The sequence below is a fragment of the Microbacterium gawkjiense genome (genome assembly GCF_031932225.1).
GTDB lineage: Bacteria > Actinomycetota > Actinomycetes > Actinomycetales > Microbacteriaceae > Microbacterium > Microbacterium gawkjiense.
Genome location: NZ_JAUZVV010000002.1, coordinates 50,851 through 68,642 on the forward strand (window position 1 = coordinate 50,851; position 17,792 = coordinate 68,642).

General features: G+C 70.3%; 16 protein-coding genes. 13 read left to right on the top strand and 3 right to left on the bottom strand.

Features of this window, described 5'->3' with window-relative positions:
* Positions 1–15: 15 nt before the first annotated feature.
* From Q9S71_RS08315 to Q9S71_RS08325, 3 genes are all read left to right on the top strand, one after another.
* On the top strand, positions 16–951 hold the full coding sequence (locus tag Q9S71_RS08315) for an ROK family glucokinase (RefSeq protein ID WP_311861791.1): 936 nt from the start codon (positions 16–18) through the stop codon (positions 949–951).
* 1 nt (position 952) lies between these two features.
* Complete coding sequence (locus Q9S71_RS08320; RefSeq protein ID WP_064002354.1) at positions 953–1,642, top strand: lysophospholipid acyltransferase family protein; 690 nt, start codon at positions 953–955, stop codon at positions 1,640–1,642.
* Positions 1,643–1,713: 71 nt separating this feature from the next.
* On the top strand, positions 1,714–3,042 hold the full coding sequence (locus Q9S71_RS08325; protein ID WP_064002353.1) for a class II 3-deoxy-7-phosphoheptulonate synthase: 1,329 nt from the start codon (positions 1,714–1,716) through the stop codon (positions 3,040–3,042).
* Between the two features lie 72 nt (positions 3,043–3,114).
* Here Q9S71_RS08325 and pknB read toward each other — a convergent pair whose 3' ends face one another.
* Positions 3,115–5,073, bottom strand: coding sequence for a Stk1 family PASTA domain-containing Ser/Thr kinase (pknB, locus tag Q9S71_RS08330; protein ID WP_311861793.1), 1,959 nt, complete (start codon positions 5,071–5,073; stop codon positions 3,115–3,117).
* Positions 5,074–5,145: 72 nt separating this feature from the next.
* Positions 5,146–6,345, bottom strand: coding sequence for a LysM peptidoglycan-binding domain-containing protein (locus tag Q9S71_RS08335; RefSeq protein ID WP_311861795.1), 1,200 nt, complete (start codon positions 6,343–6,345; stop codon positions 5,146–5,148).
* 155 nt (positions 6,346–6,500) lie between these two features.
* On the opposite strand from Q9S71_RS08335, the gene Q9S71_RS08340 reads away from it, so the two are divergent.
* The gene (locus tag Q9S71_RS08340; protein WP_217531338.1) at positions 6,501–6,827 is read left to right on the top strand and encodes an Rv2175c family DNA-binding protein; all 327 of its coding nucleotides are present in this window, start codon (positions 6,501–6,503) and stop codon (positions 6,825–6,827) included.
* A gap of 35 nt (positions 6,828–6,862) precedes the next feature.
* On the opposite strand, the gene Q9S71_RS08345 is transcribed toward Q9S71_RS08340, so the two are convergent.
* A complete protein-coding gene (locus Q9S71_RS08345) occupies positions 6,863–7,960 on the bottom strand; it encodes a polyprenyl synthetase family protein (RefSeq protein WP_311861796.1) in 1,098 nt (365 codons plus the stop codon).
* A 60-nt stretch (positions 7,961–8,020) separates the two neighbouring features.
* On the opposite strand from Q9S71_RS08345, the gene Q9S71_RS08350 reads away from it, so the two are divergent.
* The 9 genes from Q9S71_RS08350 to ftsW all read left to right on the top strand — a co-directional run bounded on the left by Q9S71_RS08350 (position 8,021) and on the right by ftsW (position 17,789).
* A complete protein-coding gene (locus tag Q9S71_RS08350; protein WP_311861798.1) occupies positions 8,021–8,398 on the top strand; it encodes a DUF3040 domain-containing protein in 378 nt (125 codons plus the stop codon).
* 218 nt (positions 8,399–8,616) lie between these two features.
* Positions 8,617–9,048, top strand: coding sequence for a division/cell wall cluster transcriptional repressor MraZ (gene mraZ, locus Q9S71_RS08355; protein WP_064002348.1), 432 nt, complete (start codon positions 8,617–8,619; stop codon positions 9,046–9,048).
* 62 nt (positions 9,049–9,110) lie between these two features.
* Positions 9,111–10,112, top strand: coding sequence for a 16S rRNA (cytosine(1402)-N(4))-methyltransferase RsmH (gene rsmH / locus Q9S71_RS08360; RefSeq protein WP_422880350.1), 1,002 nt, complete (start codon positions 9,111–9,113; stop codon positions 10,110–10,112).
* Complete coding sequence (gene ftsL / locus Q9S71_RS08365) at positions 10,109–10,717, top strand: cell division protein FtsL (RefSeq protein WP_311861801.1); 609 nt, start codon at positions 10,109–10,111, stop codon at positions 10,715–10,717. The genes rsmH and ftsL overlap by 4 nt, the downstream gene beginning before the upstream one ends.
* Positions 10,718–10,721: 4 nt before the next feature.
* Positions 10,722–12,533, top strand: a complete 1,812-nt coding sequence (locus tag Q9S71_RS08370) for a peptidoglycan D,D-transpeptidase FtsI family protein (RefSeq protein ID WP_311861803.1) — start codon at positions 10,722–10,724, stop codon at positions 12,531–12,533.
* A gap of 28 nt (positions 12,534–12,561) precedes the next feature.
* Entirely contained in the window at positions 12,562–13,974 is a 1,413-nt protein-coding gene (locus tag Q9S71_RS08375; RefSeq protein WP_311861805.1) for a UDP-N-acetylmuramoyl-tripeptide--D-alanyl-D-alanine ligase, read from the top strand.
* Positions 13,971–15,080 carry a phospho-N-acetylmuramoyl-pentapeptide-transferase gene (mraY, locus tag Q9S71_RS08380; RefSeq protein ID WP_311861806.1) on the top strand — a complete coding sequence of 370 codons (1,110 nt, stop codon included), beginning with the start codon at positions 13,971–13,973 and terminating at the stop codon, positions 15,078–15,080. Before Q9S71_RS08375 ends, mraY begins: the two co-directional genes overlap by 4 nt.
* On the top strand, positions 15,077–16,618 hold the full coding sequence (gene murD, locus Q9S71_RS08385; protein ID WP_311861807.1) for a UDP-N-acetylmuramoyl-L-alanine--D-glutamate ligase: 1,542 nt from the start codon (positions 15,077–15,079) through the stop codon (positions 16,616–16,618). The genes mraY and murD overlap by 4 nt, the downstream gene beginning before the upstream one ends.
* A complete protein-coding gene (ftsW, locus tag Q9S71_RS08390; RefSeq protein WP_311861809.1) occupies positions 16,575–17,789 on the top strand; it encodes a putative lipid II flippase FtsW in 1,215 nt (404 codons plus the stop codon). The genes murD and ftsW overlap by 44 nt, the downstream gene beginning before the upstream one ends.
* Positions 17,790–17,792: the final 3 nt, after the last annotated feature.

A 17,792-nucleotide genomic window follows, 5' to 3' on the forward strand; every position in this document is an offset into this window, starting at 1 on the left:
GCGGAGGGGAGTGGTGTGCTCAACGTCGGCATCGACATCGGTGGGACAAAGATCGCCGGAGGCATCGTCGACCCGGACGGCACGATCGTCGACCGGCGCCGCGTCCCCACTCCCGCCGATCCCCACGCGCTGGCGGACGCCGTCGCCGCCATGGTGGACGACCTCGTCACCGACCGGGTGGTGCACGCCGTGGGCGTGGCCGCGGCCGGCTTCATCGATGCGAGCCGGTCCGTCATCCTGCACGCCCCCAACATCGACTGGACCGACGAGCCGCTCCGCGACGAGCTGGAGCGTCGCATCGGACGTCCCGTCACCCTCGAGAACGATGCCAACGCCGCCGGGTGGGGCGAGTTCCGCTTCGGTGCCGGTCGGGACGTCCGCGACATGGTGATGATCACCCTGGGCACGGGCGTGGGCGGCGCCGCGATCATCGACGGCGAGCTGCTCGTCGGCGGCAACGGCATCGGCGGCGAGCTCGGCCACATCCGCTTCGAGCGCGGCGGCCGCCCCTGCGGCTGCGGTCAGAACGGATGCCTCGAGCAGTACGCGTCGGGGCGCGCCCTGCAGCGCGAAGCGGCGGACATCGCGGCATCCGGCGCCCTCGGTGCGGGCCTCGCCGCCGCGCGGACCGCCGACGGGATCGTGCCGGCAGCGGCCATGGAGCGCCTCATCGCGGACAGCGACGCCGGCGCCCTCGAGGCGGTTCACCGCGTCGCGACGGCCCTCGGTGAGGCGTGCGGCGGCTTCCAGGCCGTCCTCGACCCGGCCCTGTTCGTCATCGGCGGCGGTGTCGCCGACCTGGGGGAGCGGCTCCTCCACCCGGTGCGCGAGGCCTACGCGACGGCGTTGCCGGGCTACGGCGAGCGACCGGTCGCATCCTTCGCCATCGCCACCCTCGGCAACGACGCCGGCCTGATCGGCGTCGCCGACCTCGCGGGAGGCCGGGTCTGAGATGGTCTACTGGGTCCTGAAGTACCTCATCATCGGACCGATCGTGAAGGCGATCTTCCGTCCGTGGATCGTGGGTCGGAGCAACATCCCGGCGACCGGGGCCGCCATCATCGCCAGCAACCACCTGTCGGTCAGCGACTCGATCTTCCTGCCGCTGATGATCGACAGGCCGATGTCCTTCCTCGCCAAGAGCGATTACTTCACGGGCAAGGGGCTGAAGGGCTGGGCCACGCGCGTCTTCATGCAGGGGACCGGCCAGATCCCGATCGACCGCACGGGCGGCAAGGCCTCCGAGGCATCCCTGAACACCGGACTCCAGGTGCTCGGTCGCGGCGACCTGCTCGGGATCTACCCCGAGGGCACCCGCAGCCCCGACGGCAAGCTGTACCGCGGCCGCACGGGCCTCGCGCGGATGGCGCTGACGGCGCGCGTCCCGGTGATCCCGGTCGTCATGATCGGCACCGACGACGTCATGCCGATCGGCCGGTCGATCCCGCGGGTCGGCCGGGTGGGCATGGTCATCGGCGAGCCCCTCGACTTCAGCCGCTTCCACGGCATGGAGTCCGACCGCTTCGTCCTGCGCTCGGTGACCGACGAAATCATGGTGGCCCTCCAGCGCATGGGGGAGCAGGAGTACGAGGACGTCTACGCCTCCACGGTGAAGCACCGGCGCCCGGCATCCGCTTCCTGAGCTCTCGCTGCGCCGTCGCGGCCCCCCGTCACACGGCCGGGGGCGCCGTCCGCCGCCGCTAGAATTGGCGGATGCCCACTCCTCTCGACCACTGGCGCTCGCTCCCGATCAAGCAGCAGCCGTTGTGGCCCGACGCGGATGCGGTCGCCGCCGTCTCCGCCGAGATCGCGACCCTTCCGCCCCTCGTCTTCGCCGGCGAGGTCGACAATCTCCGCGCCCGCCTGGCGAACGCCGCCGCGGGCCAGGCCTTCCTGCTGCAGGGTGGCGACTGCGCCGAGACCTTCGCGGGTGCCACGGCGCAGCAGATCCGCAACCGCATCAAGACGGTCCTGCAGATGGCCGTCGTCCTCACCTACGGCGCGTCGATGCCGGTCGTGAAGATGGGGCGTATGGCGGGTCAGTTCGCCAAGCCGCGCTCGAGCGACACCGAGACGCGCGGCGACGTCACCCTGCCCGCGTACCGCGGCGACATCGTCAACGGTTACGACTTCACCGAGGCCTCGCGCACCGCCGACCCGCAGCGGCTCCTGAAGGGGTACCACACCGCGGCGTCGACCCTGAACCTCATCCGCGCCTTCACGCAGGGCGGGTTCGCGGACCTCCGCGAGGTGCACAGCTGGAACCAGGGCTTCGCGAAGAACCCCGCGAACCAGCGTTACGAGCGTCTCGCGGGCGAGATCGACCGGGCCATCAAGTTCATGGAGGCCGCGGGGGCGAACTTTGACGAGCTGCGTGGCGTGGAGTTCTACACCGGTCACGAGGGTCTGCTCATGGACTACGAGCACCCGATGACGCGCATCGACTCGCGCACGGACACGCCGTACAACACGTCGGCGCACTTCCTGTGGATCGGGGAGCGCACCCGCGACCTCGACGGCGCCCACGTCGACTACTTCTCGAAGATCCGCAACCCCATCGGGGTCAAGCTCGGACCGAGCACGTCGCCCGAGACCGCCTTGGCCCTCATCGACAAGCTCGACCCCGAGCGCGAGCCGGGGCGGCTCACCTTCATCACGCGGATGGGCGCCGGCAAGATCCGCGACGCGCTCCCGCCGCTGCTCGAGGCGGTGAAGGATGCCGGTGCCACGCCGCTCTGGGTGACCGACCCGATGCACGGCAACGGGATCACGACGCCGACCGGCTACAAGACGCGTCGCTTCGACGACGTCGTCGACGAGGTGCGCGGCTTCTTCGAGGCGCATCGCGCGGTCGGTACGTTCCCGGGCGGCATCCACGTGGAGCTCACGGGCGATGACGTGACCGAGTGCCTGGGCGGTTCCGAGATGATCGACGAGGCGACCCTCGCGACGCGTTACGAGTCGCTGTGCGACCCGCGCCTGAACCACATGCAGTCGCTCGAGCTCGCCTTCCTCGTCGCCGAGGAGCTCGGCAACCGCTGACGAGGCGACACGAGGGCCCGGCGGTGATCGACCGCCGGGCCCTCGTCGTCTGCGAAGAACGGATGCCGGGGATCAGCCGAAGGGCTGGAATTGCGGTGTGAGGCTGACGGTCGTCCCGGGGCGCTGCAGCGTCCCGCCGTCCGGCGTCATGGCCTGCACCCGGTAGACGTCCCAGTAGCGTCCGCCGAGCGGGAGTTCGAGGTCCTCGATGTTCGGGTTGACCTCGAATCCGGCCGACTGCAACCGGTCGACGGCGGTGCGCACCGTCTCGCCGACGACGTTGGGCACCTCGACGGGGCGCGGGCCGTCGGAGACGACCAGCGTCAGCTTCTCGCCCTGCTGCCAGGAGCCGCCGCCGGGTCGATCGGCGACGCGGATGACGAGGTCGTCGGCGACGTCGTTGCTGTACTCGCGGGTCTCCTCGACCTCCATTCCCACGTTCCGGAGGGTCTTCGCGGCCTCGTCCGCCGGCGTTCCGGCGACGTCGGGGAGCGGGCCGAGCGAAACGCGGAGTTCCGCCGTCGAGCCCTGCAGGACCGAGCAGCCCTCGGTGCATTCGACCGGATCCGGCGATCCCGCCTGAGTGACGTAGACGCGGACGACCCGGTCGGCCGCGAAGCTCGTGAAGTAGTTCTTGGTCTCGGCGACCGTGATGCTGTTCTCCCGCAGGAGCGACTCGACTTCGGCGCGCGCCCGGTCCTGCAGGGCCGGCAGCTCGGCGGTGGCGGGACCGGCGGAGATCTGCACGGTCACCGCGGAGTCGCGGTCGACGAGCTCGCCGGGGCCGGGGTCCGTCCCGATCGCCTCCCCGGCGGGGACCTCCAGGCTGTGGACGTCGTCGCGGCGCGCGACGAGGGTGTTCCCGGCCAGCAGGTCCTCGGCGTCGTCGAAACTCATCCCGGCCACCGTCGGGACGGCGACGAGCGATCCGGGACCGCTGCCGAACCACCATCCCGCCAGGCCGGCACCGGCGGCCAGCACGAGGACCACGGCGAGCAGCCAGCCGCCCTTGACCGCGTTGCGGTGCGTGCGTCGCCGCAGGCGTGTCGCGTTGTCGACCTCCGTCGTGACGCTCGGCGCCGTGAAGGTGCCGGGCATGACGCGGGTCACCTCGTCGGAGTCGAGCGAGTCGTCGACGACGACCTTCGTCCCGGTGGGGGTGGAGCGCACCACCTGCGGGAACACGCCCAGCTGCTTCTCGATCTCGCGCAGGCGCTCGAGCATCTCGCGCGCGTCGCTCGGACGGTCCTCGGGGGAGCGCTCGGTGGCCCACAGCACGAGCTCGTCGAGCTGCTCCGGAACCGAGGGGTTCTTCACGCTCGGGCGCGGAACCGAGTGGGTCGCGTGCTGGTAGGCGATCTGCATCGGCTGCTCGCCCTTGTACGGCTGTTCGCCCGCGAGCATCTCGTAGAGCATGATGCCGAGCGCGTAGATGTCGCTGCGGGCGTCCGCCGTCCCCCGCGTCACCAGCTCGGGAGCCAAGTAGGCGATCGTCCCGAGCAGCATCTGTCCGGTGGCGGTGTTCGCGCTCGTCGCACGGGCGAGGCCGAAGTCGCCGATCTTGATGCGGCCGTCCTCGGCCAGCAGGACGTTCTCGGGTTTCACGTCGCGGTGCACGATCCCCGCGCGGTGCGCCGCCGAGAGACCGGACAAGATCGCATCCATGATCGTGATCGTCTGGGGGAGCGTGAGCCGCTTCTGCTCGCGCAACAGCTCGCGCAGCGTGATCCCAGGGAGGTACTCCATGACGAGATACGCCATCTCGCCGTCCTGGCCCTGATCGAAGACGTTGACGACGTGGGGGTCGGCGAGACGCGCGGCCGACCGTGCTTCCTGGATGAAGCGGTTCTGGAAGACGGTGTCGTCGGAGAGGTGGCCGTGCATCACCTTGAGCGCGACGCGCCGCTCGAGCCGCAGGTCCGTCGCGACGTACACGGTGGCCATGCCGCCTCGGGCGATGCGCCCGCGGACCCGGTACCGGCTGTCGACCAGGCGGCCGATCAGCGGGTCGGTCTGCGGGGTGGCGTTCACGTCAGAAGTCTACGGAGCGGACCCTGCGAGCCCGGGTAACGCCTCACCCCCGGAGCCGGTCGGCCGAGGAAATCACCCGTACGTCTCGAGCCAGCGGTACGCCTGCGCCTCCCAGGGTCCGTACCGTTCGGGGTAGGCGGAGATCTGCACGGCCTGGGCCGCGTCGCCGAAGGCCATGTCCTCCCACCCCTCGATGTCGAGCAGGCCGCGGGTCCGGTCGCCGTTGGGGTCTGCGGAGCCGCCGTAGAACGCCGCCGCGGACCGTCGCGGGTCGCGGATCTCGGCCACCGAGCCCCAGCCCGCGCTCGGGCGCTGCTGGAAGAGGCCGACCGAGTCGCGATCGCCGCCGTCGAGGTTGCGGATCCAGGACTCCACCATCGCCGTGGCCAGGGCGATCGCGATGCCGTCGCGCGAGACGCCGCGCTCGCGTCCGACCGCGATGATCGTCTTGACGTTGGCGATCTGCTCCGCGTCCAGGGCGACGGAAGCCGCGCCACTCGAGGCGGGGGAGGGCGCCGCGGCGGTCGGGATGCGGAGCTTCTGTCCCGGATAGATGATCGAGCCCTCGTCCAGGCCGTTGGCGGCGAGCAGGCGCCCGAGGCTGACACCGCTGCGCTGCGCGATCGCCCAGAGCGTCTCGCCCGCGGACACCTCGTGCACGGGGCCGGCCTTCTCGGGTCGGGGTGCGCTGTGGCGGGAGGCGGCGGCAGGAGTGGCGGCCACCGACCCGATCGTCAGCTTCTGCCCCGGGTGGATCATCGTCGACGATCCCAGGCCGTTGGCCCGAGCGAGGGCGGCGACGCCCATGCCGTGGCGGGTGGCGATGGACCAGAGGGTGTCGCCCCGCTTCACCGTGTAGGTGGATGCCGGAGCCGCCGCTGCCGGTGTGCGCCCGGCATCCCGCCCCGAGCTCTTCGGCCCGAGACGGAGGACGTCACCGGGTCGGATGATCGACCGCCAGCCGAGGCCGTTCCACGCCAGGACGTCGGCGGTGCGCACGCCGTTCGCCGCGGCGATGGCGCTGACCGTGTCGCCCCGGGCGACGACGTGGGTCTTCACGGCCTTCCGCGCCGCCGGGCTGCCGACCACGGTGGCCGCGGTGGCGGACTCGGTCGCGGATCTGACCGCGACGGGTTCCGGGGTGTTCCGCCGGGGCTCCTCGGCCTGTGCGGCGTCCATCGGCAGGAGCGACATCGAGAGCGCTATCGAGCCGATGACGGCAGGGGTGCGCTTGTCGCGCAGGGCGGTGGACAGGAGGTCGTTACGGCGCACAGGTGTTCCTTCGTTCGGTCCCAGCTCGTCGATCCCCCCGCAGAACCGTGTCACGGCCGTGTTGCTGGTGTCAATGGATGAGGCGCATGTGACTGGTGTGATGAACGCCGCGTCGGCGCGGATGCGATAGTGGAGGGGTGAGTTCTGACGCGACCGTGTCCACTGATTGGCTGAGTCTTCCCGAGCTGGTCGAGCTGACCGGCGAACCCCTCGGACGCGTGCGCCGGATGCTCGACGAGCACCAGCTGATCGCGTCGCGGCGATTCGGGGCGCCCCGGGTCCCCTCCGTCTTCCTCGTGGACGGAGCGCCGATCTCCGCCCTCCGGGGGACGATCATCGTCCTGCAGGACGCGGGGTTCTCTGACGACGAGGCGATCGACTGGCTGCTGGCGCCCGAGGACTCGATCGGCGTCGCACCGATCGATGCCCTCCGGCAGGGGCGCAAGAGCGAGGTCCGTCGCGTCGCGCAGTCCTTGGCCTGACCCCTCGCGGGGTCTGACGCCGGGGCGGTCGTCGCTCAGGCGGTGCGGACGGTCGCCGCGCGCGCCAGGTCGCGGAGTTCGCTGACGGCTGCGTGCCCCAGGCGTGCGCCGCGGAGGGCGCGGTCGGCCTCGGCTGCCCATCCCGCGATCCGATCCTCGACGCGCGCGAGCGCACCGGTGTCGACGATCGTCTGCTGCAGGTGCGACACCTGTTCGGGCGTCAGGTCCCGGTCGCCGATCAGCTCGTCGAAGACGGCGAGGGCCCCCGGTGCCAGGGCGGCCCGGGTGTAGGCGACGAGGAGCGTCCGTTTGCCTTCGCGCAGGTCGTCTCCCACGGGCTTACCCGTGACGGTCGTGTCGCCGAAGACGCCGAGCACGTCGTCCCGCAGCTGGAAGGCGAGGCCGACGGGGTGACCGAACGCGGCGAGGGCGGCGTACTGGTCGTCGTCCGCGCCTGCGAGCACCGCGCCGAGCTGGAGAGGATGCTGCACGCTGTAGCGCGCGGATTTCAAAGACGCCACGCGTAGGGCGCGGTCGGGGTGCGTGTCGACGGGCACGACGACGTGGACCGACTCCTCGGCGATGTCGAGGAACTGACCCACGGTGACCTCCCGGCGCATGCGGGCGAACTCGGCGCGCGCGCGGGCGGCGGCGCTCGGTTCGGCGGCCAGCAGGCCCTCTTCGAGGAGGTCGTCGCTCCACGCCACCAGGAGGTCGCCCAGGAGGATGGCCGCCGACGTGCCGAAGCCCGCCGCGTCGCCCGCCCAGCGGCCCGCGCGGTGCGCCGCCTCCCAGGCGCGGTGGGCGGCGGGGCGCCCTCGGCGGGTGTCGGAACGGTCGATGACGTCGTCGTGCACGAGGGCGGCGGCGTGGAAGACCTCCAATGCCGCGGATGCCGCGGTCACGACCTCCGGCACGTGGCCGGGCGCGGGCGCCTCGGCCGTGGCCACCGCGCGCCATCCGGCGAGGCAGAAGCGGGCGCGGAAGCCCTTCCCGCCAGTGGCGGCGGCGGCGCCGGAATCCACGAACGACCGGGCCTCCTCGCCGAAATCCGCGACCGCATCGCGCTGCGCCTGCAGGAACCTCTCGACTCGCTGGGAAACGGCCACGATCGGGTCGGGGGAAGAGGACACGGGCCTAGCCTAGTGATCGCGCGCACGCGTACACTTGATGGACCGACCCGAGGGGGATGCATGCCACTGTCAGAGCAGGAGCAGCGTCTGCTGGACGAGATGGAACGCCATCTCATGCGCAACGACGCCGATGTTGTCAGCGCGGACCGGGGCGCGGCCCCCCTCAGTTATCGCAACATCGTCTACGGGTCCGTCATCGTCCTCCTCGGCATCGCCGGGCTCGTCGTCGGCGTGGCCACGTCCCTCGTCGTCATCGGCGTCATCGCCTTCGTCGTGATGGTGGGCGGTGTCGTCCTGGCCTTCACTCCGGCCAAGGGTGCCGCAGCCGCCCGCGCGGCGTCGGGGTCGCGCAAGCCGCGCGCCGCGAAGGCGCCGGCATCCGCCTCCTTCATGGACCGCATGAACGACCGGTGGGATCGACGCAACGACGATCGATGATCTGAGTTCCTCCACACCCCTCCACTTCTGAAGCACCGACCTCCGGGTCGGTGCTTTTTTGTGCCCTCGCAGGGTGCCCGGGCGGGGGCGCCCGGCGTGGCCGACCCTGATGAGCGCAGACGAGGGCGCATCGGGGCGGGAATCTGTCGCGGAGTGGAGGAAAGTGGAGTAAAGTGGCGTCATCCTGGAGCGGGCCGGACGAAGGGGGTGACCGAGCGATGTTGTTGGGCACCCACACCCCGAAGCTGGACGACAAAGGTCGGGTCATCCTGCCGGCGAAGTTCCGCGACGACCTCGGCCCCGGCGTCGTGATCACCCGCGGCCAGGAGCGCTGCCTGTACGTCTTCAGCTCGGCGGAGTTCGAGCGGGTGTACGAGCGCATCCGCGAAGCACCCCTGACCAACAAGCAGGCGCGCGACTTCCAGCGCATGTTCCTCTCCGGCGCGAGTGCGGAGAAGCCCGATTCGCAGAACCGGATCACGATCCCGCCGCACCTTCGGACCTACGCGGCTCTGGAGCGCGAACTGGTCGTGACGGGTGTCGGCGCGCACGCCGAGATCTGGAACGCCGATGCCTGGAACGCCTACGCGGACAGCAACGAAGACACGTACTCGGACATGGAGCAGGAGGTGATCCCGGGACTCTTCTGATCCTCGACCGCGACTCCCAGCCGCTCGCCCTGACGCACTTCCCCGGCGCCAGGTCGGAGCGGATGGGGATCGGGGCCGAGGGCCTCTGCAGAACCGAACGCACCATGGCCTACGACGACATCCACACCCCCGTCCTCCTCGACCGCTGCGTCGAGCTGCTCGCACCCGCGCTCCAGCGCGACGGCGCCGTCGTCGTCGACGCCACCGAGGGCATGGGCGGCCACTCCGAAGCGCTCCTCGAGCGCTTCCCCCAGGTGCGGCTGATCGGCCTCGACCGCGACACCGACGCCCTTCGGATCGCGGGGGAGCGGCTCGCCCGGTTCGGGGACCGCGTGACGCTCGTCCACACCGTGTACGACGACATCGCCGACGCGGTGCGCAGCGCCGGAGCGACGACGGTCGACGGCATCCTGTTCGACCTGGGGGTGTCCTCCCTCCAGCTCGACGAGGCGGACCGCGGGTTCGCCTACGCGAAGGATGCCCCGCTCGACATGCGGATGGACCAGACCGCCGCGACCACCGCGGCCGATATCGTCGCCACCTACGGTGAGGGCGACCTCCGCCGGATCTTCGAGCGGTACGGCGAGGAGAAGCTCGCGGGCCGGTACGCCCGCGCCATCATCGCCGCGCGCCAGGAGGCGCCCATCGACCGCTCCGCGCGCCTCGTCGAGATCCTCATCGCCGCGACGCCGGTGGCCGTGCAGCGCGAGCGCAGCGGTCACCCCGCGAAGCGTGTGTTCCAGGCGCTGCGCATCGAGGTCAACGGCGAGCTCGCGGTGCTCGAGCGCGCACTGCCCGAGGCCCTCGGCATCCTGCCCGTCGGCGGTCGCATCGTCGTCATGTCGTACCAGTCCCTCGAGGACCGCCTGGTCAAGCGGGTGTTCGCCGAGGCGACGCGGTCCACGGCGCCGGCGGGCCTCCCGATCGAACCGCCCGAGCACGCCCCCCGCTTCCGCCTCCTCACCAAGGGCGCCGAAGTGGCATCAGACGAAGAGAAGTCCCGCAACCCGCGCGCCACACCGGTGCGTCTGCGTGCGGCAGAGCGAGTGAGGGAGGCGTCATGACCGTTCCGGCCCTGGCCACCACTGCCATCGACAGCGCACGCGATGAGGGCGTCCTCGGGTCGGCGGCACCGGTCCTCCGTCCGCTGGGTCGCCCCGGCGTCGGCATCGCCCCGCAGCCGCGACGCCGTCCGCGGCTCGTGTTCGGCCTCGTCGCGGTCGCCGGCGCCCTCGCCATCGCCGGTGTGCAGATGGGGCTGTCGATCGTCACGACGCAGGGCGCCTACGAGGTCAAGGACCTCACAGCGCAGCAGCGGGATGCGAACTACCAGAAGCAGATCCTCGAAGAGGAGATCGCGGGGCTCAGCTCGCCGCAGTTCCTCGCCGCCAACGCCGCCGCCCTCGGCCTCGTCGCCGGCGGCGAGCCCAACTACCTGCGCCTGAGCGACGGTGCGACCCTCGGTCCGCAGAAGGGCGCATCGGATGCCTCGTCGATCGAGGCGCTGTCGCGGGCGGCGGTCTCCAACGCACTCGTTGCGGGTGTCCCGCTCGTGACGGACCCCGAGGCGAGCCTGGACTCGGGTGTGTCCATCGACGAGGACCTGCTGGCCAATACGCCGACACCCCCCTCGATCACCGACGGACTGCCGACCCCCAGCACACACTGAGAACATGACGACACGAGCAACCCGAGGCCCGCGCCGTCGCACCGTCGTCGCCCTCGCCGTCGTCCTGGTGGTCCTGGTCTCCTTCGTCGTCCGCCTGGTCGACATCCAGATCGTCAATGCGAGCCAGCACGTCGGCGACGCCTTCAGCAAGGGGATGCGGGTCACCTCGAAGCTCGAGGGTGCGCGGGGAACGATCGTCGACACGAACGGCACCCCGCTCGCGACGAGCCTGCTGCGCTATCACGTCGTCGTGAACCCGAAGCTCGCCGAGAAGGGGATGTCCCTGCGGGACGCGAGCGGCTCGCTCGTCAAGGACGAGAACGACAAGACGGTGCTGGTGACGTGGCCCGAGATCGCCGCGCAGATCGCCGAGGTGACGGGTCAGGATGCCGCCGAGGTCCAGGCCATCGCCGATGACGCGTTCGCGAAGGACCCGGCCGACCAGTTCGAGTACGTGAAGAAGTTCGTCTCGACGGCGGAGTTCCGCAAGCTCGCCGATCTGCAGATCCCCTTCATCTCCTTCGAACCGATCGCCTCGCGTTCGTACCCGAACGGTGCGGTCGCGGGCAACATCCTCGGTTTCGTCGGTTCCGACGGCAAGCCCCTCGAGGGTGTCGAGTCGCTCCAGAACTCCTGCCTCGCGCCCACCGACGGCAGCATCCGCTATCAGAAGGGCGCCGACGGGGTGGTCATCCCCGGAACGGCGGTCGAGCAGCCGGCGAAGAACGGCGGCACCCTCGCCCTCACGATCGACGCCGACCTGCAGTGGTACATGCAGCAGCTCATCGCCGAGGAGACCTCGCGCTACCAGGCGGACTGGGGCGGGATCATCGTGATGGAGGTCGCGACGGGCAAGATTCGCGCGCTCGCGGAGACCCCCACGGTCGACCCGAACGATCCCGGCGCCAGCGAGCCCGAGGACCGCGGATCGCGGCTGCTCCGGTTCTCCTTCGAGCCGGGTTCCACCTTCAAGCCGGTCACCGCGGCGACGGCGATCGAGCAGGCCGGCGTGACGCCGGAGTCGACGGTCAGGGTGCCCGACCGGATGGTGTTCGACAACGGCGCGGTCGTCAACGACTCCGAGAACCACGCGACGGAGAACCTGACGCTCAACGGCGGTCTGGTCACCTCGTCGAACGTCGCGATGTCGCAGTTCGGCGGCATGGTCGACCCGCAGACGCGGTACGAGTACCTGACCAAGTTCGGCGCCGGCCAGCCGACCGGTCTGGACTGGTCGGGTGAGCCGAAGACGACGATCGCCCCCGCGGACACGTGGGACAACCAGACGAAGTACGCGACCACCTTCGGGCAGGCCTTCACCGTCACCGCTGTCCAGGTCGCCAGCGCGTACCAGACCTTCGCCAACCACGGTCTGCGGATGCCGGCATCCCTCGTCGAGTCCTGCACGACGCCCGACGGCACCGTCGTCGAGCCGAAGCTCGCCGCCCCGGAGCAGGTCATCAAGAAGGAGACCGCCGACGAGGTGTCGCTCATGCTCGAGAACGTCTTCGCGCAGGGGACGCTCGCCGACGACATCGCCCTCCCCGGCTACCGGATGGGCGGCAAGACCGGCACGGCGCAGATCTCCGACGGCAAGGGCGGCTACAAGCCCAACCTGTACTTCACGTCCCTCGTCGGCTTCGCTCCCGCCGAGGATCCGAAGTATGTTGTCCTGACGGTCTTCGACGAGCCCAAGAAGCAGCGCATGTCGTCGGCCAACCGCTCGGTGTTCAAGAAGGCGATGGCGCAGGTGCTCACGCACTACCGCGTCATGCCGTCGGGTTCGGAGACCCCCCTCCTGCCCGTCACAGGCTGAACCCGAGCGCACGAGGAGACACCCCAGCATGATCCGGATGACGCTCGCCGAGGTGACGCACGCCGTCGGCGGCACCCTTCAGCTCCATGGCACCGACACCCCGGAGACGGTCGTCTCGGGCACGGTCGACACCGATTCCCGCGAGATGGGGCCCGGCTCCGTCTTCGTCGCCAAGCCCGGCGACGCGACCGACGGCCATCTGTTCGTCGACGCTGCCGTCACGGCGGGGGCGTCCCTCGCGATCGTGCAGCGTCCCGTCGACGCGCTGGTCTCGCAGATCGTGGTGCCCGACGCCGTCGCCGCCCTCGGCGCCCTCGCCCGTGAGGTGGTCGCCCGCGTCCGCGCGCACGGAGGCCTGCAGGTGGTGGGGATCACCGGCTCGAACGGCAAGACGACGACGAAGAACCTCCTCGCCCGCATCCTGCAGGACGAAGGCCCCACCGTCGCCCCCCGGGCGTCGTTCAACAACGAGGTCGGCGCGCCGGTGACGATGCTCCGCGTCACGGAGGACACCCGCTTCCTGGTGAGCGAACTCGGGGCGTCCCGTCCCGGGCGCATCGCCGAACTGGCCGGGCTCATCACGCCCGACATCGGTGCCGTCCTGATGGTGGGCCTCGCCCATGCCGGTGGGTTCGGCGGTGTCGAGGCGACGCAGAAGGCGAAGACCGAACTCGTCCAGGCGCTCCGTCCCGGCGGCACGGCCGTCCTCAACGCCGACGACGCCCGTGTCGCGGCGATGGCCGCTGTCGCCGAGGAGCGCGGCGTCGCCGTCCGCTGGTTCGGGCGGGGCCCGTCGGCCGACGTGCGCGCCGAGGACGTCGACGTCACGGCATCCGGCACGACCGCGACGATCCTCGTCGACGGTCGGCGCCTGCCGCTGCACCTGCGGGTGCTGGGTGAGCACCACGTCATGAACGCGCTGGCCGCCATCACCGTCGCCCAGCTGCTGGGGGTGGACCCCGCCGACGCCATCGAGCGGATCGGCACGGTCGAGATCGCCGAGCGCTGGCGGATGCAGCCGCTCGGGAGCGAGCGCGTGCGTGTCATCAACGACGCCTACAACGCCAGCCCGGACTCCATGGCCGCAGCCCTCCGCACCGTCGCGCAGATCACCGCGCCCGGGCAGCGCAAGGTCGCCGTCCTCGGGGCGATGACCGAACTCGGTGAGCAGGCGGGGGAGGAGCACGACCGCATCGGACTCCAGGCCGTCCGCCTCCGCTACGAGCGGATCGTCGTGGTCGGTTCCGCCGCCCGGCGCCTGTACCTCGCCGCCATCAGCGAAGGCTCCTGGGACGGCGAGGCCGTGTTCTTCGAGACGGCCGATGAGGCCTACGACTACCTGATGACCGAGCTCCGCGACGGCGACCGCGTGCTCGTGAAGTCCTCGAACGCGGCGGGGCTCAGGTTCCTGGGCGATCGTCTGGGAGAATCGTTCTCGTGAGATCCCTGCTGGCCGCTGCGACGATCTCGCTGGCATTCACCCTGTTCCTCACGCCCCTGTTCATCCGGGTCTTCCGGAAGATCGGGTGGGGCCAGGTCATCCGCACGCCGGAGGACATCAACAACCCGAGCCACCACACCAAGCGCGGGACGCCCACGATGGGCGGCATCGTCTTCATCGTGGGGACGATGGTGGGCTTCTTCGTCGGCAGCTACACGGGGGGCACAGAACCCACGGTGTCCGGCCTGCTCGTCCTCTGGATGATGGTGGGTCTCGGCATCATCGGCTTCATCGACGACTACATGAAGGTCCGGTCGCAGCGCAGCCTCGGGCTCTCGGGCTGGCGCAAGATCGTCGGACAGGTGGTCGTCGCCGTCCCGTTCGGCGTGATGGCATTGAACTTCCCGAACCAGTACGGCGAGACTCCGGGCTCCGCCTACATCTCCTTCTTCCGCGACATCCCGACGCTCTCCTTCATGGCGCTCGGGGCGGTCGCGGGCTGGATCCTCTACCTGTTGTGGATCTCGTTCATGTCGGTGGCATGGTCCAACGCGTCGAACCTCACCGACGGCCTCGACGGTCTGGCGACCGGTGCGGGGATCTTCACCGTCTCGGCGTACAGCTTGGTCACGTTCTGGCAGCTGCAGCAGCGCTGCCACTCCGCCGCGCTCGCCACCGAGTACACCGCCGCCTGCTACGACACCCGCGACCCGATGGGCCTGACGATCGTCGCGGCATCCTTCGTCGGAGCTCTGGTCGGCTTCCTCTGGTGGAACGCGCCCAAGGCGAAGCTGTTCATGGGTGATACGGGTTCGATGGCGATCGGCGGCGTGATCGTCGCGATGGCCGTCCTGAGCCGCACCGAGATCCTCTCCGTCATCCTCGCGGGTGTCTTCATCATCGCCCCGGCCTCGGTGATCCTGCAGCGGTACTACTTCAAGGCGACGGGCGGCAAACGCCTCTTCCTCATGAGTCCGTTCCACCACCACCTCGAGATGCGCGGATGGCCTGAGATCACGATCGTCGTCCGGATGTGGGTCATCGCCGGCATCTTCGCGATCTTCGGCGTCGCCCTCTTCTACGTCGGCTGGCTGGCCGCCGTATGAGCGCCGACCTCGACCGCCTGACCAGCTGGCACGCCGACTGGTCGGGGCTCCGGGTCGTCGTCCTCGGGCTGTCGATGACGGGATTCTCCGTCGCCGACACGCTCGCCGAGCTCGGCGCCGACGTCCTGGTCGTGACCGAGGACGCCGCCGAGGAGTACGCCCGACTCGTCCCCGTCATCGGGGCTCGGATGTGGCAGGGCGCGCTCGACACCGTCCCCGAGGAGCTCACGGCGCACCGTCCCGACGTCGTCGTGGCCTCGCCCGGATTCCCGCCGCACCACCCCGTCGTCGCGTGGGCCCGCGAGGCGGGTGTCGCTGTCTGGGGCGACATCGAGCTCGCCTGGCGCGTCCGCGACAAGGTGCTGCGCGCCGACGGGTCGCCCGCGGACTGGGTGCTCATCACGGGGACGAACGGCAAGACCACGACGACACAACTGACGGCCACGATGCTCGTCGCCGGCGGCCTGCGGGCGGCGCCGTGCGGCAACATCGGCGTCCCGGTGCTCGACGCGGTGCGCGACCCGGCCGGGTTCGACGTGCTCGTCATCGAGGTCTCGAGCCACCAGCTCTGGTACCTCGGCCTCCAGGACGGCGACGACCGCGTCTCGCCGTACGCCAGCGTCTGCCTGAACCTCGCCGCCGACCATCTCGAATGGCACGGGTCCTTCGACGCGTACCGCGACGCGAAGGCCGTCGTCTACCAGCTCACCCGGGTCGCCTGCGTCTACAACAAGAGCGACGTTGCGACCCGCGAGATGGTCGAGGACGCGGAGGTGATCGAAGGATGCCGCGCCATCGGCTTCGATCTCGGCGTCCCGGGGCCGAGCGATCTCGGCGTCGTGGACGGCATCCTCGTCGACCGAGCGTTCCTCGAGGAGCGGCGCACCAACGCGCTCGAGCTCACGACCGTGGCCGAGCTGGCCGACGCCGGGCTCGCCGCTCCGCACGTCGTCGCGAACATCCTCGCTGCCGCCGCGCTCGCCCGGTCGCTCGACGTTCCGCCCGCGGCGATCCGCGACGCGCTCCGTGGCTTCCGCCTCGATCCGCACCGCATCGAGGTCGTGGGCGTCGCCGACGGTGTCACCTGGATCGACGACTCCAAGGCGACGAACCCGCACGCCGCGGCATCCTCCCTCCAGGCGTACCCCGGCGCGGTCTGGGTCCTCGGCGGGCTGCTGAAGGGCGTCGACATCGACGACCTCGTCGCCGCGCGCGGTCCCGGAGTGAAGGCCGCGATCGTCATCGGCGTCGAACGGTCCACGATCGTCGCGGCATTCGCGCGACACGCGCCGGCGGTGCCGCTGTTCGAGGTCGACCACGCTCAGACTGAGGACGTCATGACCGAGGTCGTCGCGTTGGCGTCGGACGTCGCACAGGACGGAGACGTGGTCCTTCTCGCTCCGGCTGCGGCATCGTTCGACCAGTTCGCCTCGTACTCGGATCGCGGCCGGCGCTTCGCCGACGCGGTGAACGCTCGGATGGGAAAGGACGCCGGTGACGACCACGACCGACCGTCCGGCCCCGTCGGATCCGGCTGACCGCGGCTCCTCCGCCTTCGCGGCGCGCGTCGCGCTGGGCCGCGTCTTCACACCGGTCCCGAGCGAGTTCCTGCTCATCGCCTCGACGGCGTTGATCCTCACGATCTTCGGCCTCGTCATGGTGCTGTCGGCAACGATGGCCACGTCCGGCGCCGGCGGCCCGTTCCAGACCGTCATGCGACAGGCGCTGTTCGCGATCCTCGGCGTTCCGCTGATGTTCGTCTTCAGCCGGTTGCCGGTGACCTTCTGGAAGCGGATCTCCTGGATCGCGCTGGGTGCTGCCCTGGCCTTCCAACTCCTCGTCTTCACACCCCTCGGCTACGAGTTCGACGGCAACCGCAACTGGATCTCCATCGCGGGTGTGCAGGCGCAGCCCTCCGAGTTCCTCAAGCTGGCCTTCGCGCTCTGGCTCGGGTACGTCCTGTACCGCAAGCACACCCTGCTGGGGCTGTGGCGCCACGTGTTCATCCCCGTGGTGCCTGTCGGTGCCATCGTCATCGGGTCGGTCGTCGCCGGTAAAGACCTCGGTACCGCGATGATCCTCGTACTCATCCTGCTCGGTGCCTTGTTCTTCTCGGGGGTGAAGCTCCGGGTGTTCATCATCCCCGTGGCCATCGCCGTCGTGGCGGTCGCCGTGCTCGCGCTGACGAGCGCGAACCGCATGGCGCGCATCGCGAGCTTTCTGAATCCGAACTGCATCGACGACTATCTGACCTCCTGCTATCAACCGCTGCACGGGGTCTGGGGCCTCGCCAGCGGCGGTGTCTTCGGGCTCGGCCTCGGGAACTCGCGGGAGAAGTACGCGTGGCTGCCCGCGGCATCCCACGACTACATCTTCGCGATCGTGGGCGAGGAGCTCGGCCTCATCGGGTGCATCGTGGTGCTCGCGCTGTTCACGCTGTTCGCGGTCGGCGCCTTCCACGTCATCCGCAAGACCCACGACCCGTTCATCCGCATCGCCGCCGGCGGCATCACCGTCTGGATCGTCGGGCAGGCGCTCATCAACATCGGCGTCGTGCTGCGGGTGTTCCCGGTGCTGGGTGTGCCGCTGCCCTTCATGTCGCAGGGCGGCACGTCGCTCGTATCGGTGCTGATGGCGTGCGGGGTGCTCCTCGCCTTCGCGCGCACGCTGCCCACCTCGGCGCCGGTCACCGCTCCGACCCGCCGGTAGGCT

What these genes read in the sequence shown, in the direction of transcription:
- Q9S71_RS08350 (WP_311861798.1), top strand. Translation starts at nt 8,021, where the DNA reads ATGCCACTGTCAGAGCAGGAGCAGCGTCTGCTGGACGAGATGGAACGC.
- Q9S71_RS08320 (WP_064002354.1), top strand. Translation starts at nt 953, where the DNA reads ATGGTCTACTGGGTCCTGAAGTACCTCATCATCGGACCGATCGTGAAG.
- ftsL (WP_311861801.1), top strand. Translation starts at nt 10,109, where the DNA reads ATGACCGTTCCGGCCCTGGCCACCACTGCCATCGACAGCGCACGCGAT.
- Q9S71_RS08325 (WP_064002353.1), top strand. Translation starts at nt 1,714, where the DNA reads ATGCCCACTCCTCTCGACCACTGGCGCTCGCTCCCGATCAAGCAGCAG.
- Q9S71_RS08370 (WP_311861803.1), top strand. Translation starts at nt 10,722, where the DNA reads ATGACGACACGAGCAACCCGAGGCCCGCGCCGTCGCACCGTCGTCGCC.
- murD (WP_311861807.1), top strand. Translation starts at nt 15,077, where the DNA reads ATGAGCGCCGACCTCGACCGCCTGACCAGCTGGCACGCCGACTGGTCG.
- mraZ (WP_064002348.1), top strand. Translation starts at nt 8,617, where the DNA reads ATGTTGTTGGGCACCCACACCCCGAAGCTGGACGACAAAGGTCGGGTC.
- rsmH (WP_422880350.1), top strand. Translation starts at nt 9,111, where the DNA reads ATGGGGATCGGGGCCGAGGGCCTCTGCAGAACCGAACGCACCATGGCC.
- Q9S71_RS08375 (WP_311861805.1), top strand. Translation starts at nt 12,562, where the DNA reads ATGATCCGGATGACGCTCGCCGAGGTGACGCACGCCGTCGGCGGCACC.